This is a genomic window from Flavicella sp. IMCC45668, assembly GCF_057219105.1.
Genome location: NZ_CM170114.1, coordinates 2,947,534 through 2,972,959 on the forward strand (window position 1 = coordinate 2,947,534; position 25,426 = coordinate 2,972,959).

Genomic DNA, 25,426 nt, shown 5'->3' on the forward strand with positions numbered 1-25,426 from the left:
GTTCAAATATAGTGATATTTAATGCAGAGTTTAGGGTAAGGAATCCTAATAATGCTATGATTTGTTGCATTAAAATTCTTACTTTTGGTCTTTGCATTAATTGAATTAATATATGAGTGAGTCTTTAAAAGTAGCAGTATTTGGTGGTGGAAGTTGGGCCACTGCAATTGTAAAAATGCTAAGTGAGAATCTTTCAACGGTGGGCTGGTACATGCGTTCTGAGTCTTCTATTGATTATATTAAAGAAAACAAGCACAATCCTAATTATTTATCTTCGGCAGAATTTAACGTAAGTCAGCTGTTTTTGTCTGATGATATCAATGAAATGGCGGGTTATGCAGATGTGTTGATTTTTGCGATTCCTTCAGCGTTTTTAATGTCTGAACTTTCTAAGGTAACCGTTGATTTGACTGATAAAATAATATTTTCAGCGATTAAGGGAATTGTTCCTGAAACCGGTTTAATTGTAGGAGAACATTTACATATTCAACATCAAATTCCTTTTGAAAATATAGGTGTAATTACTGGACCTTGTCATGCTGAAGAAGTTGCCATGGAACGACTTTCTTATTTGACAATTGCCTGCCAAGATGAAGAGAAAGCAAGTGTTTTAAGTGAAGTGATTTCAGGGGATTACATTAAATGTAAAATCTCTGATGATATTATTGGAACAGAATATGCTGCAATGTTAAAAAATATTTACGCAATTGCGGCTGGTATTGCCCATGGTTTGGGATATGGAGATAACTTTCAAGCGGTTCTAATGTCTAATGCTATTAGAGAAATGAAAGGCTATATTAAAAAAGTTCATAAAATGAAGCGTAACATTAATAACTCAGCCTATCTAGGAGATTTATTGGTTACCGGATATTCTACCTTTAGTAGAAACAGAATGTTTGGGAATATGCTTGGTAAGGGATACACTGTAAAAGCTGCAATGATGGAAATGAGTATGGTTGCAGAAGGGTATTATGCTGTAAAAAGTGCCTTTGAGTTAAATGAAACTTATAAAGCAAGTACTCCTATCATTGATGCTGTGTATAATGTAGTATATCTTAAAAGAAGTCCGAAAAGACAGTTTAAACTTTTAACGGATTTCTTAGACTAATTAAAACTGTAAACAAGAAGGGTTTGGTGATTTAACATCATAGATATAAGTTAATTCTCCACTGGCTTTGTCAATTAAGAAAATGGCAATATTGCTAGATTTTTTGTTTGCAACCAGTAAAAAATTTCCTTTTGGTCCTAGTGTGAAGTTTCTTGGCCAGTCTCCATGACAGCTAATAGATTGTATTTTTCTTAAAGAGCCATCCTTTTTATTTCTTTCAAAAACTACAATTGTGTTTTCTCCACGATTAGACCCATACAAGAATTTTTCATCGTTAGAAAGGTGAATGTCCGCACAAGAATTTTTTCCTTTATAATTTTCTCCTAAGGTAGAAGTATCATTGATTTTTTTATAGTCAGTTCCGTTGTTTTTTAAGGTACTGATAGTCGCTCCATATTCATTAATTACATAAATAAAATCGGCATTCTTTGTCATAGCAAAATGTCTTGGTCCGCTTTTATCTGCCATTGTGATGGTTTGTTTAGGAGTATAAATAGAATCGGAAAAAGAATAGCGTTCTAGGGTGTTGATTCCTAAATCCGCGATAAATAGATCGTTTTTGTAAAATTGCGCAGAATGGGTGTGTGCTTTTATGCTATCGTTGTTAAGATTGACTACTTGTTGAATAGTATCGATTCTACCATCATTTAAGATAGAAAATAAACTAAAGGTCCCTCCCGTATAATTTGAAACTACTAATTTATCCCCTTTGGAGTTTAAACTTAGATGACAAGGGTTTGCCCCATAAGAACTTATTTCAGCGTTTTTTTCAAGCATTCCATCACCCAAAACTTTAAAAGAGGCTATGGCTCCACTATTGGAATTAAGGTAGTTTTTTGACTCACTAACAGAATAGACTGTTTTTTTATCTGAACTAATGGCTAAATAAGATGGACTTGTTGCTTTTGTAACGAGTTTACCATTTTTTAAGGCTCCGGTTTCACTATTGAATTCAAAAGTATAAATACCTTCACCTTTTGAATCTCCATTTGTGTACCCACCCACATATAGTGTTGTTGTGTTTTGAGCAAACGTTAAAAGTGAAGAGCAAACAAAAAGTGTACTTAAAAATAATTTTGTAGCGATAAGTCTCATTCTTTAGTTTAAAGTGGGTTATAAAAAATAAAGATAGGTAATCTCATTAAGATTGCCTAAGAAACCTGTAAACATTGAGTTAAAATAAACCAATGGTGATTTTATTTAACAACTACACCCACTTTTTTTAACAAAGGAATCATTCTAAGTGTACCCTCTTTAACGGTTCCTTTTTTAAAAGTGAATGTTTTGTCATACATTTTTGATCCTTCGAAAAAAGTTACATCAAAAATATTGTTTAGACGCAGCACTGCAGGATTTATATATTCTACTTTTGCGTAGGATTTTGCAGGTAATTTGTCTATTTTTTTTCTAAGAACTGAGGTTTTTAGTTTGGTAGTTTCTTCATCACCTTTAGAAACTATCAAAAACATTTCTAGATCTACTTCTTTATTGTTTATGATATAGGCATTCCAATCATCGCATTTAAAATCCTCATTGTATTCTTTTACAATGGCCATAAATACATCTTTCACTTCAGGAATAATGATATCTTTTTTCATTAAAGAACAGATTTAAATTGTTCTAAGAAACGTACGTCGTTTTCGTAAAACATTCTGATATCTGGAATTTGGTATAATAACATAGCAATTCTTTCAATTCCCATTCCAAAAGCATAACCACTATATTTTGTAGGGTCAATGTTGGCGTTTTTCAAAACATTAGGATCTACCATTCCGCATCCCATAATTTCTAACCAACCAGTTCCTTTGGTAATTTTATAATCAGTTTCAGTTTCTAATCCCCAATAAATATCTACTTCAGCACTAGGCTCAGTAAAAGGAAAGTATGAAGGTCTCAGTCTTATTTTTGATTTACCAAACATTTCTTTAGTGAAATATAACAACGTTTGTTTTAAATCGGCAAAAGAGACATCTGTATCAATATATAGTCCTTCAATTTGATGGAAAATACAATGAGCTCTTGCAGAGATGTCCTCGTTTCTAAAAACCCTACCCGGAGATAAAGTTCTAATAGGAGGAGTGTTGTTTTCCATATACCTAGTTTGTACTGATGAGGTATGTGTTCTTAACAATAAATCTGGATCTTTTTCAATAAAAAAAGTATCCTGCATATCTCTTGCAGGGTGATATTCTGGTAAGTTTAATGCCGTAAAGTTGTGCCAATCATCTTCAATTTCAGGACCTTCAGAAACAGTAAAACCAATTCTGTCAAATACTTCAACAATTTGATTTCTAACAATAGATATTGGGTGTCTAGCACCTAAATTAATCGGTTCAGATGGACGTGTTAAGTCGCCATAAAAACTTTTTGATTCCGTTGTGTTCTCAAATGAGTTTTTAAGTTCGTTTACTTTATCCGTAGCAGCTCCTCTCAATTGATTTAAAGCTTGACCAATATCTTTTTTAAGATGATTTTCAACATCTTTAAAGTCGTTAAAAAGATCTTTTAAAACTCCTTTACTTCCAAGGTATTGGATTCTGAATTGTTCTACCTCTTCTTTGGTAGAAGCATTAAATGCTTTTACATCACCAATCAGCTCTTTTACTTTATCTAACATTGTATCTGAAATTAGGCTGCAAATTTAAAAAAAGAAAAAGACCTGTACTATTTTTTTGTGTGAATAGTAAAGTTGTTATTGGAATAGAAAATTTTAGTTTCTTCCTTAAAATTAGGATATTTCTCTAAAACGTTTTTCTTGAAACTAAAATTTTGTGTTATGATATAGTCGAAATCCCACTTTAATGAATTTTCAATATTTGTGTAGGTGGGTTTCATAACGCAATATCCTTTTCTATTCATATTGATAAAAGCCAGATTCGGACTATAGGAATCAATAAGTAAAATTTTAGATGTTTGGTGGATTTTTAAACTGTCTAATATGTATTCACTGTTAGAAAAGTTTTTACGTGTTGTTTCTAAGGGGTCAACAATTCTTTCAGCATATCCGAAATGATACACTATTCTATTCAATATTAACATTGAAATGAAAACTATAGTAATTTTCTCTTTCGTTAAATTGAATTCGATATAATTTGAAGAAGCTAAAATCCAAAAAATTAAAATAGGAAAAAAGGTGTCGAACATATAGTATTCATGTGCAACAAACTGTTGAATCATTAAAAATATATAGATAAATACTCCTATGCTACAAATAGAGAGATAGATTAAATTGTCTTGTGTTAAAATCTTTTTTTTAAGTTGAGGTTTGTTTTTATAAATCGATATTAAAATGAGTAGAAGAATGATATAATGAACTAATGTAAAATACCTCCAACTTTGATGGTAGAAAGTACCAATTAAGGAGTCAAATAATTGTTGGATATTTTGTGCCGGAAGTGGATAGTTAAGAAAATTTGAACCGAATAATTCGAATAAGTAATATTTATTATAAATAAAATAAAAAATTACAACTACTATAGAAAGGATACTTAAGATGATTTTTTTCCATTGAATTTTTTTACCAATAAAGGCTAGAAATATATAAAAGCAAGTGAGTCCAATAAGGTAAATTAAAAAAGGAAATCTAGTTAAAGATGCCAGTGTGAGTAGTCCTAGGAACGTTAAAAAATACCGAGGTTTATTAGTTTCATGAAAGCGTAAAAAAGTATAAAGAGCAATAAAAAGTAGAGATAAACCTATTTGGGAAGGTAGAAATTGAATAGCATAATAACTAAAGGCAGGAGATAAAAAAGTAAATAAAGTGATGGAAAGACTAAAATAAAATGATTTGGTGATTATTATTGAGGATTTGAATAAGTAATAGAGACCTAATAAACTAAACAAAAGCATATAAATTCTAAAAATAAATGTATCCCTAGTATTCAAGATCTTCATTAAAACTGCAACTAAATAATGATGAATAGGAAAGTCAATTGCTGTAATACCTGATGGCTTTTCTATTGTTTTCGTCCAAAAATCTTCAGTACTGTTTAATTTATTTGCGGCAAATTGAGGGTTTAGGCAATAGGTAGTTGGATGAAAAAAATCGAATCCATTATCTATAAATCCAAGACTAATCGCGAAATGATCTGCTAGTGCCCAAGCATGTCTATCTTTAACAGGAGTATTAATCTTACCAAAATATAAAATAAAGGAAGTTATTAGTAGAATTATAATAATGGTACTATTTTCTTTTTTCTGCATGCTGTAAAAATAGCTCAAAAATAAATGAAAGAAGTCCTAAAAATTTTCTAAGGAACTAGTTAAATTTTCAACAAATTGTTTCAACCTTATTTTTCTAAAAAATATTTTCTGTACTTTGGGTAACGGAATTTTAAAGAACTAAACATTATGCAAGAAATAATTGACGAATTTATGGATTTGGTAAGGCAAAGAGATGGGAATCAACCAGAATTTTTGCAGGCAGTACAAGAAGTAGCCGATACTGTTATACCTTATATCAAAAGTCAAGATATATATAGAGGGCAACATATTTTAATGCGAATGGTAGAGCCTGAACGTGTGATAACCTTTCGTGTGTCTTGGGTAGATGACAATGGAATTATTCATGTAAATAGGGGGTATCGAGTGCAAATGAATTCGGCAATTGGGCCTTACAAAGGAGGTTTGCGTTTTCATAAATCTGTAAACATGAGTATTCTAAAATTTTTAGCATTTGAACAGGTATTTAAAAATGCCCTAACAACACTTCCCATGGGAGGAGGAAAAGGGGGATCTGATTTTGACCCAAAAGGAAAATCAGACAAAGAAATAATGCGTTTTTGTCATGCTTTTATGAGTGAATTGTCTAGGCATATTGGTCCGAATACGGATATACCTGCCGGTGATATTGGTGTAGGAGCAAGAGAGATAGGTTTTTTGTTTGGCGCTTATAAAAAATTGAAAAATGAATTTACCGGTGTTCTAACTGGAAAAGGACTTAGTTGGGGTGGATCCTTAATTCGTCCAGAGGCTACAGGTTATGGAAACGTTTATTTTGCTCAAGATATGTTGCGAGAACAACAAGATTCTTTTGAAGGTAAAAAAGTAGTAGTATCAGGTTCAGGGAATGTTGCCCAATTTGCAGCGGAAAAAGCGATTCAATTGGGAGCAACGGTCTTGTCTTTATCTGATTCTTCTGGAAGTATACATGATCCTGATGGGATAAGTGAGGAGAAACTTGCTTTTGTCATGGAGTTGAAAAATGTTAAAAGGGGGCGCATATCTGAATATGTAAAAAAATATCCTTCTGCGATTTTTATGGAAGGAGAGAAACCTTGGAGTATTGTTTGTGATATTGCTTTGCCGTGTGCCACTCAAAATGAATTGGACGGAGAAAATGCGAAAACTTTAATAAAAAATGGATGCATTTGTGTTAGTGAAGGAGCAAATATGCCTTCAACACCAGAGGCAATTCATGCATTTCACAAAGCGAAAATTTTATTTGCTCCAGGTAAGGCATCCAATGCAGGTGGAGTAGCAACTTCTGGTTTAGAAATGACCCAGAATTCTTTACGTTTTAAATGGTCCAGAGAAGAAGTTGATCAGAAATTGAAAGAAATAATGCAAGATATTCATGAGTCTTGCGTAAAGTATGGTAAAGATGAAAATGGTTATGTTGACTATGTTAAAGGTGCTAATATTGCCGGTTTTGTTAAAGTTGCAGATGCTATGCTAGCTCAAGGAGTTGTGTAATTATTAATTTATGAAACTAAAAAAAGGCTACTGAATTCAGTAGCCTTTTTTATTTTTACATCCCTACAAGTTTTAGGGCTTTTTCCATGAGTTCTGGTTTGCTTTTAAAATATCCCATTACAGTAGATAGTAGTTTAGGATTTGAAGTTATATAATCCATTACTTTCTTTTTTGAAGTTGGATTTTTAGCAATAACCTGAGAAATTTCTTTCTTTGTTCCCTCATTGTTTTTTAAATAATTGATAGCTTCATTTGTTAATTCAGGACTTTCATCCAATTTAGCCGCTATTTGCTTTTGAGTTTCCGGCTGGTTAAATAAGGCTTCCATTTGAGCTTGATTTGTTGAACTAGAAATGTTTTTCGATAATCCAGATAAATTCTGAGCAGAAAGATTCGAAAGGCCAGTTAATAAAAAAGCAACGAATAATAATTTTGATATTTTCATGATTAAATTTTTTAGATCAATGCAATGTAATCAATCTAAATTAGCTGTGTGATAGACCTTTGTTAAGCTATTTGAAAAAAAATTAGAAAACTAAAGTAGTTTTCTAAAGAAACCAAGTTAATTTACTTCCTAGGAATAGTGAAAAATTATTTTTTTACGAAAAAATAAAAATCATTTTAATTATGAAAATCTCCTTCTTTTTATGGAGTTTTAATTTAAATTATTGCGATTTTATTTTTTTGATTTATTGTTGTTTAGTTTCTGCTAAGGATATGATCAGCCTGTTTTATTGAGAAAAATCATCATGTAAATAAAACAACACATATGGTTTAATTTACTGAAAATCATATGATTCCCTTCATAAGACATTTGTTTTGGTAGCGTAATGGAGATGATTGCTACATTGGAAAAGTATTTTTTTAACCTAGAATACATAAACCAAAACCAAACTAAATGAACAAATTTAAACTAACCAAAAAACTATTGTTTTTTGTGATGATGGGTATTTTGCCATTTTCAATTTTTTCGCAAACAGTAACTATTGACCAAAGTGTACAACGATTTCTTGGAGGTACTTCAGAATTAGACCGAACCAAGTATTTTACAATTCATTCTGCTACAACTTCCGATGCGGAAATGAATCAGTTTTATGCCGATTATAACGTATCTAGAGGTCGAGGTTTCTGGGGACCGTTTTCCTATGCTAAAGGTCAAACGGGGAGTGTCGCGAATTATCCTGCTTACAAAGGAGGAGGTACACAAGTAAGAAATGTTTCTCGATTTATTTCAACTGAGCATCCTGGAAATATTTTTGTGGACGGTATGGATGCTAATGCTGCTGGAAATTGGGCTGCAGAGTATTGGAAAAATTTTACGGATGATGCCGGAAGACCGGAATATTTTGAAGCGATGAATGAGCCTTTTGTACATGCTTCAGATTATTATTCAGGGAATTGGAATTTAGCAGAAGAAGCTAGAATAAAATTGCAAATGGCACAAGTGTATAGTGCAATCGGTGCAAAAATTCATGCGGCTCCAGAACTTGCAAATATGAAGGTATTGGGATATTCATCGGCTTGGCCATCCCTAGAAATAAGTGATTTTGGTCACTGGAATGATAATATGAAAATGTTTATGGATACGGCTGGTGCTAATATGGATGGCTTCTCTACGCATTTATATGATGGTGTAAATGTTACCGGACAAGACAATCTAAGATCAGGTAGTAATTCTGAAGCAATATTGGATATGATTGATGCATATAGTTATATAAAATGGGGAAATGTTAAAGAACATGCCATTACAGAATATGGAGGAATTGCGAGTGGTTATAGTGCTGATTATTCTGATATTACAAGCGCTCAGACAGTAAAGTCATTTAATCACATTATTTTTAATTTATTAGAGAGACAGGATAATTTAGCTATTTCTATTCCATTTGCTACAGATAAATCTACATGGCATTTAACAGCTGCAAATAATTATCAACCTTATGGGGCGGTTTTGTTGAGGCCCACAAATTTAGGTAGCGCAACTCCTTCAGGATGGACCTATACTCCTAAAGTTTATTTTTACGATTTATGGAAAGAGTTTAAAGGGAATAGAATTTCAGTAAATACTGATAATCCTGATATTCAGGCACAAGCCTTTGTGGATGGAAAAAAAATGTATGTAGCTCTAAATAATCTGGATAATTCAAATAAAACGGTAAGTTTAAATTTTCAAGACGCTTTTGCAGGTTTTCAAAATGTGAGAGTAAAGAAAATGAAAGTTTACGCAAACCAAGCTCCTGTTTTTTCTAATAATTTGCAAACTTCTGCTCCAAGTAGTTTAACTTTAATTGGAGGAGAAACGGTTACTTTAGAATATACTTTTTCAAATAATATTGTATTTGATAATGCTATTAGAAGTAAAAAATATTACACATCAAAATATTTGCAACCGATTGCAAGTGGCAATCAGATGAATTTTGCGTTTAATAATGTTACTACAGGAACGGGTAAAGCTGTTTTGCGAATGTCTATAGGAAGGAAACATAATGTTTCAAAAGCTCCTGTAGTTAAGGTAAACGGGACTACCATAGCAGTACCAAATAATTGGAAAGGTTATGATCAAGCAAATAGAGATGATTTTTTCGGTACGATAGAAATTCCTGTTCCGATGAGTTTGATTCAGTCAAATAATAATGTAGCCATTACTTTTTCAGATAATGGAGGTCACGTTTCTTCATTGATTTTGCAAGTAGAAAAATATGATACTCCTGTGTCAACTGGCCAATCTGCTTATCCAAATGGGGTTGCTCATTCGGTTCCTGGAACAATTGCATTGAAAAATTACGACAATGGAGGAGAGGGTGTTGCATATCATGATACTACTAATGGGAATTCTGGAGGTTTGTATCGTACAAATGAAAAGGTAGATTTAGGATCTGGTGATGGAGATGCTGTTGTGGGGTGGACCGTAGCTGGTGAATGGCAGGAATATACCGTAAATGTTGCTACCGAGGGAGATTATTTATTAGATTTAAGATATTCAGCTCCAAATAATGGCGGAAGCGTTAATGTTGCTTTTGATGGAGTCAATAAAACAGGTAGTTTGGCGTTGCCTGCCACAGGAAATTGGACTACTTATTCCAATATAACAAAGTCTGTTTCTCTTGTTGCTGGAGAACAGGTTATTCGTGTTAATACAGAGTCGGCGGGAATAAATTTAGCAAGTCTGAACTTAACACTTCAAGCGGCTGCTGTAAACACCATAAATTTAACAGCCCCAACAACAATAGCGCCTGGTAGTACCTATACCGTAAGTGTGGCATATGAAGCTTCTCAATCTAGAGATGTTGTTGTAGAGCTATGGAATTCAGGGTGGTTGGGACAGGCTACTGTTACGGTTCCTCAAGGTTCTGGAACAACAGATGTTACCTTAAATTTAACTACACCAACTACAATCGGATCTGGATATAGTTGGAAATCAAGTATAAGACCTGTGGGTGGAGATTGGACTACAAGTTTGGCTACGGATAATAGTATTACTGGAGTTTCAGTAGCTGCTGCTCCAACTGTAAACACGATTAGTTTAGATGCCTCATTAGCCATTAATCCTGCAAATACGTATACTGTTGCGGTAACATATCAGGCGTCTCAATCTAGGGATCTTGTTGTTGAGTTTTGGGACTCTGGTTGGCTTGGTCAAGCAACTAAAACAGTACAGGCAGGTAGTGGAACAACGAACATTACCGTTCCGTTAAACGCCGTGCCAGTTGTTGGAACAGGGTATAGATGGAAATCAAGCATAAGGCCTGTGGGTGGAGATTGGACTACGGCAATAGCTTCTGATAATAGTATATCAAATATTGCTGTTATTGAAGGAAATACAGATGCAGTATTATGTGGGAATATGCCAAGTGTTATAAGTTCTGGTACTTCTTATTCAGTGGATCTTCCGTACTCAGCTACACAGACTAGAGATGTTGTGGTTGAACTTTGGAATTCAGGATGGCTAGGATATGGTTCCACAACGGTTACTTCGGGAACAGGGGTAGCAACCATAAATGTAAATGTGAATTCGGCACCAATAGTTGCTAATAATTATTTATGGAAAGCAAGTATCAGACCTGTTGGAACAAACTGGACCTCAAATATAGATGCTTGTACTCAAAATGGAGTATCCGTCGCTTCATCGGCTAAAGAAGGTGCAAAACAAATTGTTTCAGAAGCAGTAGCCTCTGAGTTGAGAGAAACGAAAGTATTTCCAAATCCATTTACAGATAAACTACATGTTTCTTTAGAAAACGGGCATCCATATAAAATGGTGTCATTGATTGATATTCATGGGCGTGTAATAATGGTTGAATCTGTCGAAGGGAAAAATAGTTTAGAAATAAATACCCAGAACTATAGTTTAGTTGCTGGTATGTATTACTTAAAACTCGCAGGAAATGAGGATCAAAAGATTATAAAGATTACAAGTAAATAATTAGGGTGTTTTTAAAAAGGGTCGGTGATTTTTCACTGACCTTTTTTTTGAAAAATAAAAGAGGACTATGATAGTCCTCTTTCTTTTTTTATTTGTTCGTAAGCTTCTTGAATTTTTAAGAATTTATCTTGTGCTCCTTTCACGTGTTCATCTCCTAAATGTTTGACTTTGTCAGGATGATGTTTTTTGACCATTTTTCTATACGCGGCTTTTATCTCTTTGTCTGTTGCTGATTTTGCAATTTCTAGAATCTTATAAGCACTTTCAGAATCATTATAGAACATGGCTTTGATAGATTCAAAATCATGTGGATTGATACTTAAATATCCTGCGATTTTATGTAGCATATCCAATTCATCGGGTGTTACTATTTCATCCGCCTTTGCTAAAGCAAATAAATAATGCATCAATTGTAATCGAGACGCATGTTGCATTTGTTGCCTGATTTGTAAAGATATTTGACGTACTGATACATCATTATTTTTAATGATTCCTTTGAATAATCGGAATGCATGATTAGCTCTGTCTTTTCCATACATTTTTACAAAGTACGCTCTAACAAAATCTAATTCACGTTGGTCTATTTTTCCATCTGCTTTTATTACAAAAGATGAAAGTATTAGTAAACTTACTTCAAAATCACCTGAATGAGTATTGTTGTCGTGGTTTGCTGCTTGTCGTCTAAAATCTTGAATGTCAGATTTGGTAAAACCATCTATTGCATTCCCTACTATAAATCCTAGCAAAGCACCTATAGGACCTCCAAAAGACCATCCCAATCCGGCACCGAGCCATTTTGTAAAACTTGCCATTTTATTAAATTTTAAGACACAAAGATACTTTTATTGTTGTAGTAGCTATTTTAATTTAAGTTAAGATAGTCTTAAAGAAGTAGTGAAATCTATTATACAAAAACCTTTTTCTAACATAAACGAAATCTATGATACAGAGGTGATCGATTGGGATGCAATCCTTATCTTTGTCGCATTAAAGTTTAATATTCAAAAAAATATAATATATGTATCCACAAGAATTAACTGCGCCAATGGAAGCGCAATTGGTACAAGCAGGTTTTTCAGCATTGAAAACTCCTGAAGACGTAGAAAATACATTGAAATTAGAAGGATCTACATTGGTAGTTGTAAATTCTGTATGTGGTTGTGCTGCAGGTACAGCTAGACCAGGAGTAATTGCTTCTATTGAAGGTGAGGTTAAGCCAAACAATTTAGTGACTGTTTTCGCAGGAGTTGATGGTGAGGCTGTTGGAAAGGCAAGAGAGTTTATGGTTCCTTTTCCTCCTTCTTCGCCAGCTGTAGCTTTATTTAAAGACGGAAAATTAGTTCATATGTTAGAGCGCCATCATATTGAAGGTAGATCTGCTGAAATGATTGCTGATCATTTAAAAGAGGCTTATACTGCTTACTGCAAATAAGAATTTGAAGGAAATAAAAAAGGGGATTGATCATATCAATCCCCTTTTTTTATGTCATTTTTATGTTTAGAACTGTTTCCCCACGGAGATACCAACTCTTGGAACGATACTAGCAGAATAGTCTGTATTAAATAAATTTCTACCAATACCTGCATGTATATCTGCAACAAACCCGCTGGCAGTTACATATTTTCCTCCAAAAGAAAGTCCTAAAGCAAAATCCGTATAGCTAGGTGAATCACCTATTTCCAATTTAGCAGGGTCTTTGTCACCTCTATTTAGGCAACCAAAAAATTCTCCGAAATAATCAAAATTCCCCTTGCTAAAAAATGTTTGTCTGTAATATGGAGTCAAGGTAAATTCTTGCTCGTATCTAAAACTAGAGGATTCACTAGCAAAATTGAACATAGCAGCAATCCCTATGGAAGATTCTGTATTTAAATTATGCTCAAAAGTAACGTCTAGGGCCAGTAAAGCCAAAATATCAAATACATCTACTTTAATCTCGTTTGTTTGTGCAGAAGACATTTTAAAGACCAAAGCAAAAAGTAATAGAGCGATCGTTTTTTTCATTAATTTCAATTAGGTTGATAGTCAATTTTTATCTGACAAATGTACTATATAAAAATGGAAAAAAAATAACTTTCCTTAGGTTTAGATTCTTAAAAAACAGCTCTTAATTGAATACTTCCGGTATGAATTGTATTCGCGGTTTCACTTTTTCTACCATTATAGTTTATATTTAAGTGTAAGTAACTGGTCAGTTTTTTTTGTGCAATAAGGTTCCATACAAAATTATCCCCTGGTTGCAGTCCTTCTAGCATTTCATAAGCAATAGGGCTGTTTTCAATACCATTAAAATTGTTTTTATAAAGGTTGAAATCTGCAATGATTGCCCCTTTTGTTGGGTGGGCATATTGATAACTAGTTCCTATTTTATGTAACTCTAAAGTGGAGATGCTAGTAGGTTCATCCTTGTCTTTATATTCATATGAAAAAGAAAAATTGCTATTAATAGAGAAGGAGTAAGTGATGATTGGTGTTATTTCTTGACTTTTTATTTTGTAGTTTCTTTCATTATAATTTTCGCTCTTACTTTCAGTAGATTTATGACTTAATTTGGCATCAAGTAACCAAAATGCCCCTAGTCTGTGTTGAAAATTTAGTTGTCTTAACAATTGGTTATTTTCTTGAAACCCTATTCCTAGATTTGTTTTAGTTCTAGTGTTTGAATAAATATAGGTGGTGCTGTAGTTTTGTAGCCCCCTTCTAAAGAAAAAGCTATTTTTAATTGTTTGCAATAAGCCTATAACTGAAGGATTGTTGGTGTCAAAGGGATTTAAGTCAAAGCCGTTTCCGTTGCGTTGTTTTTTTGTGTCTATCAAAACAAAGGATTGGTTGGAAAACTGAGAAAGGGTTTTTCTGAAATCTTCTTTGTTTTTCCATTGATTCGGGGTAATGTTAAAGGATTGACTAAATTTAGTTTGATTCACACGTATATAAGTTACTGTTGGTAGCGTGACACGTAGGTAATCTGCTTGATCTGCAAATTTTGCTATTTCAAATTCTTCAAATTCTTGTATTCCATTCCCATTGTAATCTATCCATGTATAAAACCCTTGGCCTGGTTCCGTTTTGATATAGGCAAATTGTTGTTGCGGGGAAGTACCCGATGAGGTTTCATAGATAGTATTCCAACTGATAAAATTCTTAAAAAGACGTTGAGAATAGTTAAGCCTTGAGTTTAACATATTGGTATCATCTTGAAAAATATTGTCAACGGTTCTGTAGTTGATATAAGCTCCTACTTGGGCATTTTTTTGTTGTACCAAAGTAGCATTTATATAATAACTTTTAGAGTTGTTAACACGGGTAAGGACTTCGTTTTGAACACTATCATTCTCTCTAAAGTCTACACCGATTTTTGCGTATACCTTGGTGCTATCACCAATTCCTAAAAAAGCTCCATAGCTAAAATATTTCTGACTATTTAAGTCCAGTTTATTTGTACTAATGTCTGTTTGCTTATTATTTTCAGTATCTAAGATTCCGCCAATCCATGTTGTTTTGAAATATCTTTTAAATGTTGCGGCAGCTTTTAAAAAACTTCCCTTTTGATTGGTACTTTCATTATGCAACAAACTTGCCTTGGCATTTATCGTTGTATTTTTAGAATTGATTCCCCCTTTGAATTTATGTTTGTATCCTGTAAATGAATTTTGAAATTTTAGGGATTCAAAATTGTAGGAAAATTCGCTGTTATTTTTGTTAGAAACTAGAATTTCTGATCTCAGGAATTCTTGAGTGCCTGTTGGATTTACTAAATTCCAATCTCGATTAAATTCTACATTATATATCCTTTGAATACTTGTGAAATTTTGTTGAAGATAATCAAAGTCGATGTTACTTTTTACAAGCCATTTTTTATCAGTATAAACTTGTGTCCAACCTGCTTTGGCTGCAATTCCTTTATTATTTTCGTTGTCTAAATCGGAAAATAAATTCTGATTATTATCGCTCAAAGCAATTTCAGATTTTAAGATAGTTTTGCTGGTAGGACTGTAGTTTGCTTTGGCTACCGCTACTTGAAGTTTGGTAGGGGCAACGAGTTGAATGACGGGCGCATAATTTCCCATGTTTGTTCCTGCGTATGAAAATATTCTTCCCACGGCAGTGGTGTTTTCAAGTTGATAACTTCCTTGGTTTTCTCCTATATAACTAAAGGTAACCGAATATAATGTGTCTTCGGGATTTTGAGAAAACTCATAGATTTCTATTTCATTTTGTATCGTTTTTTTATAAAGGATTTTATTTTCATCGTATTCCGTTTCAAAACCACTTTCAGAAATCATTTTAGTAGTGTCGTTCCCTGCCTCTGCTAATATTTTTTTTTGGTCTTCCGTCAGGTTCTGTTGCAATGGTTGGTTTTTTGCATCGCTTTCTGTGTAAAAATATCCGCCAATTTCTAATTTCTCACTCTTATGTGAGGCTTTGTTGTAGCTTACAAAACGGGTGTAATTTCTATCGGAATATTGAAATTCTGCTGTTATTCTCATGTTAGAAGTAACGGGGAAGGTAGTGGTAAAAATTATTTCTGCAGTGTTGTAATCTATGGTATAATCGTTTTGATCTCCTCTTTTTAAAGGACGGCCGTTAACATAAATTGTTTCACTCCCAGATAGAATAACAATAAAAGTTTCTCCATTAGGACCGAGTAATTTATAGGGGCCTTGGTTTCCATCTACCCCTACAAATTGATGTCTTGTAAATCTACCTCTTACCAAAGCACCAGATGCTTTAAAATGGTTTTCAGAATCTTTATGGGTAGGAGTAATATCAACAGAAAGTCCCGCAACTTTTTTATCAAATTTTAAAAAATTAGTTTCGTTATTGTTTAAGTTAATGTCTCCTGCTTTCAAACTCCATTGATTGGTGAATAATTCTATAAAAATCCTATCAAACTCTTCTATTTGTTGTGAGTATCCGTTCTTTTGAATAGGGATATTACTGTCAGAAATAGAGGCTTTGATGGTAACATCTTTAGAGAGTTTACCGGAGATTTGTAAATCCAGGCTAGAGTTTGTTACCGCATCTTGATTGTTTCCTACAGTTAAACCACGTGCTAAACTTCCTTGGGTATATAGACCTTCAAAGGGAGCTTTTCCTTCATCTTTTTCGGGTGTATAACGATAAAGGTTTTCATTGTTGCTAGAACTCGGAACAATTACCTGCTGACTCATGGGGGCATAGGTTTCAGTTAAAAAGTCAGGATAGGCTGTGTATTCAATTTTAATGTTGGAATAGCGCTTAGCATCTATAACCAAAAGAGCAGTTTCGAAATTTATTTCATAGTCAGCGGAAGGAATAGTGGTTCCATTCGAAATCAGTTTGAAATTTACGGGACTGATACTTACTTCAGAAATATAAATACTATCGGTTTGAAGAATTAATTCTTTCGATTTTGCATTTGAAAATTTGGTTTGAGCAGACACTGTCAAACAAAGAAATAAAAAAAGTAAGGGACCAAATTTATGCATGGAATATGATAACGCTCAGATAACAAATTTAGTTTAAAATTTGAAGTCAATTACAGTAAGGAATAATTTGAAATTTGGAAAAAAATATTTTCTAAAAATATTGAGGACTGCAATGTTGTAAGGTGAAAATAAATGTATAAGGTACGGTTTTAAGTGTCTTAAAATCAGTATGTAATGTTGGTTTTTTGTTTTATGAATTAAAAAAATAATATATATTTGGCGAAACTAAAAAACTGGTAAACCAAACTAGTTAACCAAAAACTAAACTTAATAAAATGAAAAAAATTAAACAAAATGAACTGCGTAGTATCACGCTAAGTTTGATGATCCTATTTTCTCTTTCTATGATAGGACAAAATCCTTCAGACTTGATGAGGAATTGTAATGGTTGGAAAATTACCTACCCAACAGGGGAAGAAGACAAGACGCTTTGTGGAGAATCTAACAATGAATTCTTTTTTGTAAACGATTCTAACGATGCTATTGTTTTCAGAGCTCCCATTCGAAATGACAACGGAACAACTCCAAATTCAGATTATATAAGATCAGAATTGAGAGAAAGAGAAGAAGATGGTTCTTCAGATATTTATTGGACTACAGAAGGTTCTCATATGCTCTATGTTGAACAAGCTATTACGCATTTACCAATTGAAAAATCTCATTTGGTAGCTACTCAAATTCATGGGAATAAGGCAGATGGAATAGATGACTCCATGGTGATGCGTCTGGAAGATTCTCATCTTTTTATTTCTTTTAATGGAGGTAAGTTAAGAGATGATGTTACCATTAAAACAGATTATAACTTAGGAGATAAACATGAAGTTATTTTTCATGTATTGGATGGAAAACACTACTGTTATTACTCAGAAGATGGGAATCTTTTGGAGTCTTTTAATAATGGTACGGCTGATGCTTATTTAGTGAAAGCTGATGGAAACGATTATGTTATGGATTTAAATTATGACCAAACTTATTTTAAGGTTGGGAATTATACACAAAGTAATCCGGAGAGGGAAGGAGACTCTACAGATGATCCTGACAACTACGGTGAGGTTTTAGTTTATGATTTTACTGTGCAGCATGGAGATGCTGTCCCTGAGAATATTGCCGTAACCGGTTTGGTATTCGGTACGAATTCCATGGATATTGTTTTGGGTAGTAGCGAACAATTATCCCCTGCAATTAGTCCGTCAAATGCTACAAATAAGAACATAATTTATACCTCGTCAGATACATCTGTCGCTTTAGTTAATTCTAGTGGAGTAGTAACAGCACTTTCAGAGGGAACTACCATCATTACGGGAACAACTCAAGAAGGAGGATTTGCAGATTCCATTAGTATTCTAGTAAATGCACCTACTGCTGGCGATGATGTTGCATTGAATAAATTGGTCTATTCTACAGGCTCTGCAGATGGATCAAATATTGATTCCAATTTAGTTGATGGCGACCTTTCTACAAGATGGTCAGTGTCTGGCTTTCCTCAAGAAGCTATCGTTGATTTAGGAGCGAATTTCACCATCGGAAGTACAGAATTGGTTTGTTATTCAGATAGAGCATATCAATATGAAATTTCTATTTCGGATACTCAGAATGGTAATTATACTACAATTGTCGATAGATCTTCCAATAGCACACCGGGAACTGAAACGAGCCCAATTAAAGATGTGTTTTCTTCTGTTTCAACAAGGTTTGTAAAAATACGTGTTACTGGAGCGGCAAGTTATCAAGGTACTTGGGTAAGTTTATTAGATTTTAAGATTTTTTCAGAAAGCGACCAAGAGCCACCTGTGGAGGTTGCCGCGCCTTATGATATTCCTAAATTCCAAACTTATTTGGAACTATGCAAACTACAGTCTCCGTTAAGTAATACTGAAGCGACAACATCCTTTATTATAAATGGTTATTCATCAGCGTCTTTTTTTGTTGCTGATTCGGATAAAATTGCCTTTAGTCAAACACGAGATGCAAATGCTACAAAAGTAAGATCAGAATTGAGGTATGAAAATAATTGGTTGGTAGAGAATCAAAATAGAAGTCTTCATGCTAATTTAGATGTAAAAATTCAAACATGTGAGCAATTGACATTATTGCAAATTCATGATGATGCAAATGCAGGGAATGGTCCTAACAAACCTTTGTTAAGAGTTTATAGCCTAAACGGTAGTTTATTTGCAGCGGTAAAAACAGATTCTGAAGGGGTTGCAACCACGCATATTCCTATGGGATCCTTACCTAACGGATATTTTGATTGTGATATTTCATTAGAAGATGAGAGACTGCTAGTTTCTGTAAATGGTAGTGAATTTGTAAACAGAGATATTTCTTATTGGTCTTTCCCTAGTTACTGGAAAAACGGGGCATATCTTCAAGACCCTGGTGAGGCATTGGTGTATTTTAATGAGCTTTCAGAGACAGTTTCACCTGTTATTGTTGAGCCAGTAAAATTGAATGTAGCCTTGAATAAGTCGGCAGTTGCCTCCGAGCAACAATCTGAAAATCCTGCGTCAAATTTATTGGATGGCGATGCTGATTCTAGATGGTCTGCCCAGTATTTTCCTCAGTCTGTAGTGGTAGATTTGGGTGGGTTTTATACCATCAGCGGTACAGAGGTAATTTGTTTTAGTGATAGATCATATCAATTTATAATTGAAGCTTCTACCGATAATAATAATTATAGCTTAATTGTCGATAGAAGTAACAATACAACGTCAGGTTCAAATGACAACCCTATTTCTGATGCATTCTCTAATACAAATGCAAGATATGTTAGGATTTCAGTTACGGGTGCAGATAAATATTCAGGAAGCTGGGTTAGCTTGGAAGAGCTTAGAGTAATGGGGTATTCAACATTGAGTTCAAAAGAAGCAGACCAAAATTTGGTACTGAAGGAGGAAGAAGCAAAGGATGAAGTTTTAATTTGGCCTAATCCGGCGCAAAATTCTATTCATATTTCTGGTTATGAAAATTTACATACGATACGAATTTATAATCAATTAGGATCGATAATTGTTGACAAAGCAATTGCTTCAGAAACAATAGATATTTCTCAATTAGCAACAGGAACATACACTGTTATTTTAGTGAGCGATACAGAAACAATTTTAAAGCGAATTGTAAAAATTTAAGGTAGCCATGAAAAGAAAAAGCAGGTGTTTGTATGGACACCTGTTTTTTTATTTTTAGGTTAAAACAAGGCTTGTTGTTTGAGTTTGTTTTCATGATTTAGCAACCATTCTTTTCTTTCTAATCCCCAGGCATACCCAGTTAAGGAACCATCTGAACCGATGATTCTATGACATGGAATTAAAATGGCTAATAAATTTTTTCCATTGGCATTAGCAACGGCTCTAATAGCTTTAGGTTTGTTTAAAATTTTACTTTGTTCAGAATAACTCATTGTTTTTCCATAAGGTATTCCCTGTAGGCTTTTCCATGCCTTTCTTTGGAATTCTGTTCCTTGTGGATTTAATTTTAAAGTGAAATCAGTTCTTGTTCCATTAAAATATTCATTCAATTGTTGGACACATTCTTCTAATACTTTTGGAATTTCTTTTGTAACAGGCGATTTTTTATTTGAAAAAATTACTGAATGAATTCCTTCTGCATTTCCATTGATTTTTACAATTCCTAAAGGAGTGTTGATTTTTATTTTTTCTAATTTCATAGCCAAATATTAAATACCAAAAATATCTTTGGAGTTTTGTGTGGTAATGTTTGCAATTTCTTCAAATGATAAACCATAGATGTCTACCAATTTATCAATCACATTTGTTAGATAACTACTTTCGTTTCTTTTACCTCTGTATGGAGTTGGAGCTAAGTAGGGAGCATCTGTTTCTAAAACAATTTCAGAAAGAGGAATTTCATTTAAAAATTTGTCTATTTTTCCATTTTTAAAAGTAACAACACCACCGATACCTAATTTCATGTTTAAGGAAACCGCTTGTTTGGCTTGTTCTAAATCTCCAGTAAAACAATGGAAAATTCCAAATAAGTCATCACTTTTTTCTTCCTCTAAAATTTCAAAAACTTCGTCAAAAGCATTCCTACAATGAATGTTAATTGGCATCTTTCTCTCTTTTGCCCATTGTATTTGTGTTCTAAATGCAAGTTGTTGTTGTTTTAGGTATGTTTTGTCCCAATACAAGTCAATTCCAATTTCACCTATGGCAAAAAACTTTCTTTTATCAATCCATTCTTTTATCAAGGCTAACTCTTCCGCTACATTTTCTTTTACATGTGTTGGATGCAGTCCCATCATTAAAAATATATTTTCAGGAAATTGAGCTTCAAGATTAAGCATTGCTTGTGTATAGTCACTGTCAATTGCTGGAATAAAAAATCGACTTACCCCTGCATCAATAGCACGTTGAATAACTGTTGCTCTGTCTTCGTCAAATTGTTCGCTATAGAGGTGTGTATGTGTATCGGTAATTATCATTTTAGTCAGAATCTTGTTGTTTTGCAGAAATTTTGTTAATTTCTGGTAGTAGTTCTCAAAGTCATTAATATCTTTGGTAAAAATACTCTAAAATGTCAAGCCTAAAAAAAAGCATTTCCAAAAAAGGATACATCCATATTCCATTAAAAATCACTAAAACCAATCATATGATTGTAAAGGCAAAGCTAAATGGTGTGAAAGGTAGGTTTATATTAGATACAGGTGCATCAAATTCTTGCATAGGAGTTGACGATGTGGAAAAATACGGAGTGAAAACAATTGCATCCGATATTAAAGCTGCGGGAGCGGGAGCTACAGGTATGGAAACTTTACAGTCGGAAAAAAATCGATTGAAAATGGGGAAATGGAATACCAAGAAATTCAATTTGGTGGTTTTTGATATGTCTCATGTAAACCAAGCCCTTGAAGAGCACAATGCAAAACGAATAGATGGAATTATTGGAGCAGATGTTTTAATCTCTGGACAGGCTCTTGTCGATTACAAGAACTCTTGTTTTTATCTGAAAAAATAAACTTAAGAAACCTCTTTCAATCTTTTCCCCTTTTGATGATCAAAGTGATCGCTTTTAGAGCTACCGATAATTTGTGAGGAATAAATCCCAGAATGTCCAGAATATAAATACGCGACAACACAAGCAATCCCAATAAATACACCTGCTTCTATTCCAAATAGTTCAATTCCCATCATGGTACAGGCAATTGGCGTATTTGTGGCTCCAGAAAACACAGCAACAAATCCCATTCCGGCTAATAATGCCATCGGTAATGGCAAAAATAAAGCTAAGGCATTTCCTAGGGTTGCCCCTATAAAAAATAGCGGTGTCACTTCTCCTCCTTTAAACCCTACACCAATAGTAAAAGTGGTAAGTAATATTTTCAATGCGAAGTCGTAGAAAGGCAAAGGATTTACAAAGGCTTCTTCAATAGTGGGTACTCCTAATCCGATATATTTCGTGGTTCCCATTAAAAAAACACTCAACGCAATGATAATTCCACCTGCAAAAGGCCTAAGTGGAGGATACTTTATCTTATTGGCAAAACCTTGAAAAAATGGAATTCCCTTGGAGAAGGTTCTCCCTGCGATTCCAAAAATTATTCCTGCAAAAATCGCAACTAAAAAACTGATAGTATCTATTTCTGGCACCAAATCTATTACATAATGAGAGTGGTGTACACCCCAAGCTAAACAAACATAATCTGCAACAACGGCTGCTAAAAAACTTGGTACTATGGCTTCATAGCGCATGCGTCCAACAATCAATACTTCTAAAGCAAATATTGCGCCTGCTAAGGGGGTTCCAAATACAGAAGCAAAACCCGCGGAGATACCAATTACGATAACAATTTTTCTGTTTTCGTGACTGAATTTAAATATTTTAGAAATTTGATCAACCAAGGCCCCACCCATTTGAATGGCAGTTCCTTCTCGACCCGCTGATCCTCCAAAAAGATGCGTAAGAACGGTTCCTATATAAACTAACGGAGCCATTTTTAATGGAATGATCTTTTCAGGACTATGTATTTCGTCAATTAATTGATTGTTCCCTTTTACAACACTTTTACCCCAATAATGATACATCAAGCCAATAACAAGCCCTGCTAACGGTAATAAAGCAATGATCCATTGATTTGCTTCTCTATAATCCGTAACAAAGTATAAGGATTCTAGTAATAGAGCAGATGCAGAACCTACAAATATACCTGATACAATAGCTATCAATAACCACTTTAATAAGTTTTCTGTGATGTTGAAGTAGATTTTTAACAGTGTGTTCTTTTGAAATAATTCCATAGGTCAGGTGTTCAACTTTGTGGCAAATATAGCCAATCAGAATTAGTTGTTTTTATATAGAAAAAATAAAAAGTCTGAGTAAACCACACCCAGACTTTCGAAACCTAACTTAAACTCACATTTTATGTGTTTTCTAATCATACTAAAGTTAATGAATAATTCGATCGAACAGGGTTAATAAAACTATACATGGACTTTACATTAATAATTTTTTTAGAATTTAATCTTTAATATTGTTTTGTTAATTTCGTCAGTAAAAATTATTCAAATGACAAATTTAAAGGGATTGTCAATGTTATTATTAGTCATGATAACACTGGTAAAGGGTAATTCACAAACAGCAGGATTAAATTTAGGTGATGAATTGCCAGAATTTTCAATTTCAGATGACACTGGAAAAAGTTGGAATTCAAAAAAACAATCAGAAGGGCAATTCTTAGTGGTTTATTTTTATCCTGCGGCGATGACAGGTGGATGCACAAAACAAGCTTGTGCCTATAGAGATGATAAAAGAGAATTTTGATGCCTTGAATGTTAAAGTTGTTGGCATAAGTGGGGATGAGGTAAAGAACTTACAATATTTTAAGCACTCTTATAACCTTAACTTTCCATTGTTGTCTGATAATTCAGGTTCTGTGGCAAAATCTTTTGGAGTTCCCACAAAAGATGGCGAGAAAAGTTTAAAGAGGGACTTAGATGGCATAGAAGTATTTTTAAAAAGGAGCACAACTACTGCTAGATGGACATTTGTATTTGATACCCATGGGGTTTTGATTTATAAGAACAACGCTGTAAAAGCGGGAACGGATAGTAATGAGGTTAAAAAAATAATTAAAGCACATAAAAAAAGCCTAACAGAAATATTCTATTAGGCCTTTGAATTTTAAGGAAATTAAGCTTTTTATTTGTTTGGTTGAGGAGTCATTCTTAAATAAGGTTTCACCTCCGTATATCCTTTCGGGAAAATGGCATCAATATCTTCAGTTTTAATTGCAGGTACTACCACACAGTCGTCTCCATCTTGCCAGTTAGCAGGTGTAGCTACTTTATGGTAAGCTGTTAATTGTAAAGAGTCAATAACACGAATCAATTCATCAAAATTTCTACCAGTAGAAGCAGGATAAGTTATGATCAACCTAATTGTTTTATCTGGAGCAATGATAAATACAGAACGAACCGTTAAGTTGTTGTCTGCATTTGGGTGAATCATGTCATATAAGTTAGCTACTTTTTTGTCCTCATCAGCAATGATAGGGAAGTTTACCGTAGTGTTTTGTGTTTCATTGATGTCTTTGATCCATCCTTGGTGAGATGCAACACCATCAACACTTAAAGCAGCTACTTTTACATTTCTTTGGTTGAATTGATCTGTGTATTTAGCTACTGTACCTAATTCTGTAGTACATACAGGAGTATAATCAGCAGGGTGTGAGAATAATAATCCCCATCCTTCTCCTAACCATTCATGAAAATTGATTGTTCCTTCCGAAGTTTCTGCCGTGAAATCTGGAGCGACATCTCCTAATCTTAACGTTGCCATAGTTGTAATTTTTTTAATTGAATGGCTAATTTAAGATATATAGCGAACAATTGTGTTAAAAAATAGAAAAGGTTCTAAGTCATAAATTACAAGGGTGCAATTTGAGATTCTAATTTCTTTTCCTTGTCTTTTTTATTTAAAATTTGGGAAGCAATAAAAGTTATTCTTTTACCAGAATAATCATCAATATCATCAGTTTCAAAATGGAAAATTAATTTTTTGTTTTCTAGAAAATAGATATACCAATCAACTTTATGATCATTGAGTTTTTTAATATCTGGTTTGCCATATTTTTTCACGACAGAGTCCATTAGTATTCCATCATTGTTTGTGAAGTTACCTAAACCAGAAATATTGTACTTGTATTTGTTGTAAACAATTTCTTTATTGGTTCCTTTAAAGTGTGTTCGTTGGAATCCAAAAATATTAATACGATTTATTTTATTCGTTTTTGTGAGTATTTCAAAACTTATTCTTCCTTCATCAAATCTCCAAGCTTCGTAGGTATTTGAATATCGATATACATTAGGTTTTGAATTGTATATTTTTTTTAGAATAGTTGCATTGTCACCAAGTTTGATACCTTCTATAGTTTCAAAATTCTTTGTGCCGTGTTCAAAAAAATGAACGTTGATCTTCTTATATGTTTTCTTTTTGTTAGAAATCATTTCTAGATTTATTGTGTCTGAAACTTCTATTTTACTTGAGATTTCAAATGAATTATGTTCAATAGGTTTTATTTTTATGTGTTTGTTTTTAGAATAAATATTGATTTTATCATAGTTGGTGGTTGGATTAAAGTTTATGTGATTACCAACAAAAACATAAATATCATCCATCATTTCATAGTTTTCTGATAATTTTTTAAGCTTTACCGATGAACACGAGGATATCAGAAATAAAAAGACACAAGAAAGGGATAGAAATTTGTTTTTCAT

At 33.4% G+C, this 25,426-nt stretch carries 21 protein-coding genes; 8 read left to right on the forward strand and 13 right to left on the reverse strand.

Annotated elements, in window-relative coordinates; all coding sequences use genetic code 11:
- The first annotated feature begins 112 nt into the window (after positions 1 to 112).
- The gene (locus tag AC2DZ0_RS11975) at positions 113 to 1,108 is read left to right on the forward strand and encodes an NAD(P)H-dependent glycerol-3-phosphate dehydrogenase (protein WP_484642007.1); all 996 of its coding nucleotides are present in this window, start codon (positions 113 to 115) and stop codon (positions 1,106 to 1,108) included.
- Here the strand turns inward: AC2DZ0_RS11975 and AC2DZ0_RS11980 are convergent, their stop codons facing one another.
- From AC2DZ0_RS11980 to AC2DZ0_RS11995, 4 genes are all read right to left on the reverse strand, one after another.
- Positions 1,109 to 2,203, reverse strand: a complete 1,095-nt coding sequence (locus tag AC2DZ0_RS11980) for a lactonase family protein (RefSeq protein WP_484642008.1) — start codon at positions 2,201 to 2,203, stop codon at positions 1,109 to 1,111. It abuts the gene before it with no gap.
- 101 nt (positions 2,204 to 2,304) lie between these two features.
- On the reverse strand, positions 2,305 to 2,706 hold the full coding sequence (locus AC2DZ0_RS11985; RefSeq protein ID WP_484642009.1) for a hypothetical protein: 402 nt from the start codon (positions 2,704 to 2,706) through the stop codon (positions 2,305 to 2,307).
- On the reverse strand, positions 2,706 to 3,725 hold the full coding sequence (gene pheS / locus AC2DZ0_RS11990) for a phenylalanine--tRNA ligase subunit alpha (protein WP_484642011.1): 1,020 nt from the start codon (positions 3,723 to 3,725) through the stop codon (positions 2,706 to 2,708). The genes AC2DZ0_RS11985 and pheS overlap by 1 nt, the downstream gene beginning before the upstream one ends.
- Before the next feature lie 47 nt (positions 3,726 to 3,772).
- A complete protein-coding gene (locus AC2DZ0_RS11995) occupies positions 3,773 to 5,311 on the reverse strand; it encodes a glycosyltransferase family 39 protein (RefSeq protein WP_484642012.1) in 1,539 nt (512 codons plus the stop codon).
- A gap of 147 nt (positions 5,312 to 5,458) precedes the next feature.
- On the opposite strand from AC2DZ0_RS11995, the gene gdhA reads away from it, so the two are divergent.
- Complete coding sequence (gene gdhA / locus AC2DZ0_RS12000) at positions 5,459 to 6,802, forward strand: NADP-specific glutamate dehydrogenase (protein WP_484642013.1); 1,344 nt, start codon at positions 5,459 to 5,461, stop codon at positions 6,800 to 6,802.
- Positions 6,803 to 6,857: 55 nt separating this feature from the next.
- Here the strand turns inward: gdhA and AC2DZ0_RS12005 are convergent, their stop codons facing one another.
- A complete protein-coding gene (locus AC2DZ0_RS12005; protein WP_484490297.1) occupies positions 6,858 to 7,247 on the reverse strand; it encodes a hypothetical protein in 390 nt (129 codons plus the stop codon).
- 453 nt (positions 7,248 to 7,700) lie between these two features.
- On the opposite strand from AC2DZ0_RS12005, the gene AC2DZ0_RS12010 reads away from it, so the two are divergent.
- On the forward strand, positions 7,701 to 11,222 hold the full coding sequence (locus AC2DZ0_RS12010) for a carbohydrate-binding protein (protein ID WP_484642014.1): 3,522 nt from the start codon (positions 7,701 to 7,703) through the stop codon (positions 11,220 to 11,222).
- 65 nt (positions 11,223 to 11,287) lie between these two features.
- On the opposite strand, the gene AC2DZ0_RS12015 is transcribed toward AC2DZ0_RS12010, so the two are convergent.
- Positions 11,288 to 12,034 (reverse strand): TerB family tellurite resistance protein, encoded by a 747-nt coding sequence (locus AC2DZ0_RS12015; protein WP_484642016.1) that lies wholly within the window; start codon positions 12,032 to 12,034, stop codon positions 11,288 to 11,290.
- A 206-nt stretch (positions 12,035 to 12,240) separates the two neighbouring features.
- On the opposite strand from AC2DZ0_RS12015, the gene AC2DZ0_RS12020 reads away from it, so the two are divergent.
- On the forward strand, positions 12,241 to 12,654 hold the full coding sequence (locus tag AC2DZ0_RS12020) for a BrxA/BrxB family bacilliredoxin (RefSeq protein ID WP_484490300.1): 414 nt from the start codon (positions 12,241 to 12,243) through the stop codon (positions 12,652 to 12,654).
- Between the two features lie 66 nt (positions 12,655 to 12,720).
- Here the strand turns inward: AC2DZ0_RS12020 and AC2DZ0_RS12025 are convergent, their stop codons facing one another.
- Positions 12,721 to 13,227, reverse strand: coding sequence for a DUF3575 domain-containing protein (locus AC2DZ0_RS12025; RefSeq protein WP_484490301.1), 507 nt, complete (start codon positions 13,225 to 13,227; stop codon positions 12,721 to 12,723).
- A gap of 89 nt (positions 13,228 to 13,316) precedes the next feature.
- On the reverse strand, positions 13,317 to 16,652 hold the full coding sequence (locus AC2DZ0_RS12030) for a hypothetical protein (RefSeq protein ID WP_484642017.1): 3,336 nt from the start codon (positions 16,650 to 16,652) through the stop codon (positions 13,317 to 13,319).
- Between the two features lie 314 nt (positions 16,653 to 16,966).
- Between AC2DZ0_RS12030 and AC2DZ0_RS12035 the strand changes: the two genes are divergently transcribed.
- Complete coding sequence (locus AC2DZ0_RS12035) at positions 16,967 to 19,819, forward strand: polysaccharide lyase family 7 protein (protein ID WP_484642018.1); 2,853 nt, start codon at positions 16,967 to 16,969, stop codon at positions 19,817 to 19,819.
- A gap of 59 nt (positions 19,820 to 19,878) precedes the next feature.
- Here AC2DZ0_RS12035 and AC2DZ0_RS12040 read toward each other — a convergent pair whose 3' ends face one another.
- Complete coding sequence (locus tag AC2DZ0_RS12040; protein ID WP_484642020.1) at positions 19,879 to 20,358, reverse strand: methylated-DNA--[protein]-cysteine S-methyltransferase; 480 nt, start codon at positions 20,356 to 20,358, stop codon at positions 19,879 to 19,881.
- Positions 20,359 to 20,367: 9 nt separating this feature from the next.
- The gene (locus tag AC2DZ0_RS12045; protein ID WP_484642022.1) at positions 20,368 to 21,135 is read right to left on the reverse strand and encodes a TatD family hydrolase; all 768 of its coding nucleotides are present in this window, start codon (positions 21,133 to 21,135) and stop codon (positions 20,368 to 20,370) included.
- 92 nt (positions 21,136 to 21,227) lie between these two features.
- Between AC2DZ0_RS12045 and AC2DZ0_RS12050 the strand changes: the two genes are divergently transcribed.
- On the forward strand, positions 21,228 to 21,668 hold the full coding sequence (locus AC2DZ0_RS12050; protein ID WP_484642024.1) for a retropepsin-like aspartic protease: 441 nt from the start codon (positions 21,228 to 21,230) through the stop codon (positions 21,666 to 21,668).
- A gap of 2 nt (positions 21,669 to 21,670) precedes the next feature.
- On the opposite strand, the gene AC2DZ0_RS12055 is transcribed toward AC2DZ0_RS12050, so the two are convergent.
- Positions 21,671 to 22,948, reverse strand: coding sequence for a voltage-gated chloride channel family protein (locus AC2DZ0_RS12055; RefSeq protein WP_484490306.1), 1,278 nt, complete (start codon positions 22,946 to 22,948; stop codon positions 21,671 to 21,673).
- 268 nt (positions 22,949 to 23,216) lie between these two features.
- Between AC2DZ0_RS12055 and AC2DZ0_RS12060 the strand changes: the two genes are divergently transcribed.
- Together AC2DZ0_RS12060 and AC2DZ0_RS12065 are read left to right on the forward strand one after the other, a co-directional pair.
- Positions 23,217 to 23,471, forward strand: a complete 255-nt coding sequence (locus tag AC2DZ0_RS12060; protein WP_484642026.1) for a redoxin domain-containing protein — start codon at positions 23,217 to 23,219, stop codon at positions 23,469 to 23,471.
- The gene (locus AC2DZ0_RS12065; protein ID WP_484642028.1) at positions 23,452 to 23,820 is read left to right on the forward strand and encodes a redoxin domain-containing protein; all 369 of its coding nucleotides are present in this window, start codon (positions 23,452 to 23,454) and stop codon (positions 23,818 to 23,820) included. The genes AC2DZ0_RS12060 and AC2DZ0_RS12065 overlap by 20 nt, the downstream gene beginning before the upstream one ends.
- A gap of 29 nt (positions 23,821 to 23,849) precedes the next feature.
- Here the strand turns inward: AC2DZ0_RS12065 and AC2DZ0_RS12070 are convergent, their stop codons facing one another.
- Positions 23,850 to 24,488 (reverse strand): peroxiredoxin, encoded by a 639-nt coding sequence (locus tag AC2DZ0_RS12070; protein WP_484642030.1) that lies wholly within the window; start codon positions 24,486 to 24,488, stop codon positions 23,850 to 23,852.
- Between the two features lie 86 nt (positions 24,489 to 24,574).
- On the reverse strand, positions 24,575 to 25,426 hold the full coding sequence (locus AC2DZ0_RS12075; protein ID WP_484642032.1) for a hypothetical protein: 852 nt from the start codon (positions 25,424 to 25,426) through the stop codon (positions 24,575 to 24,577).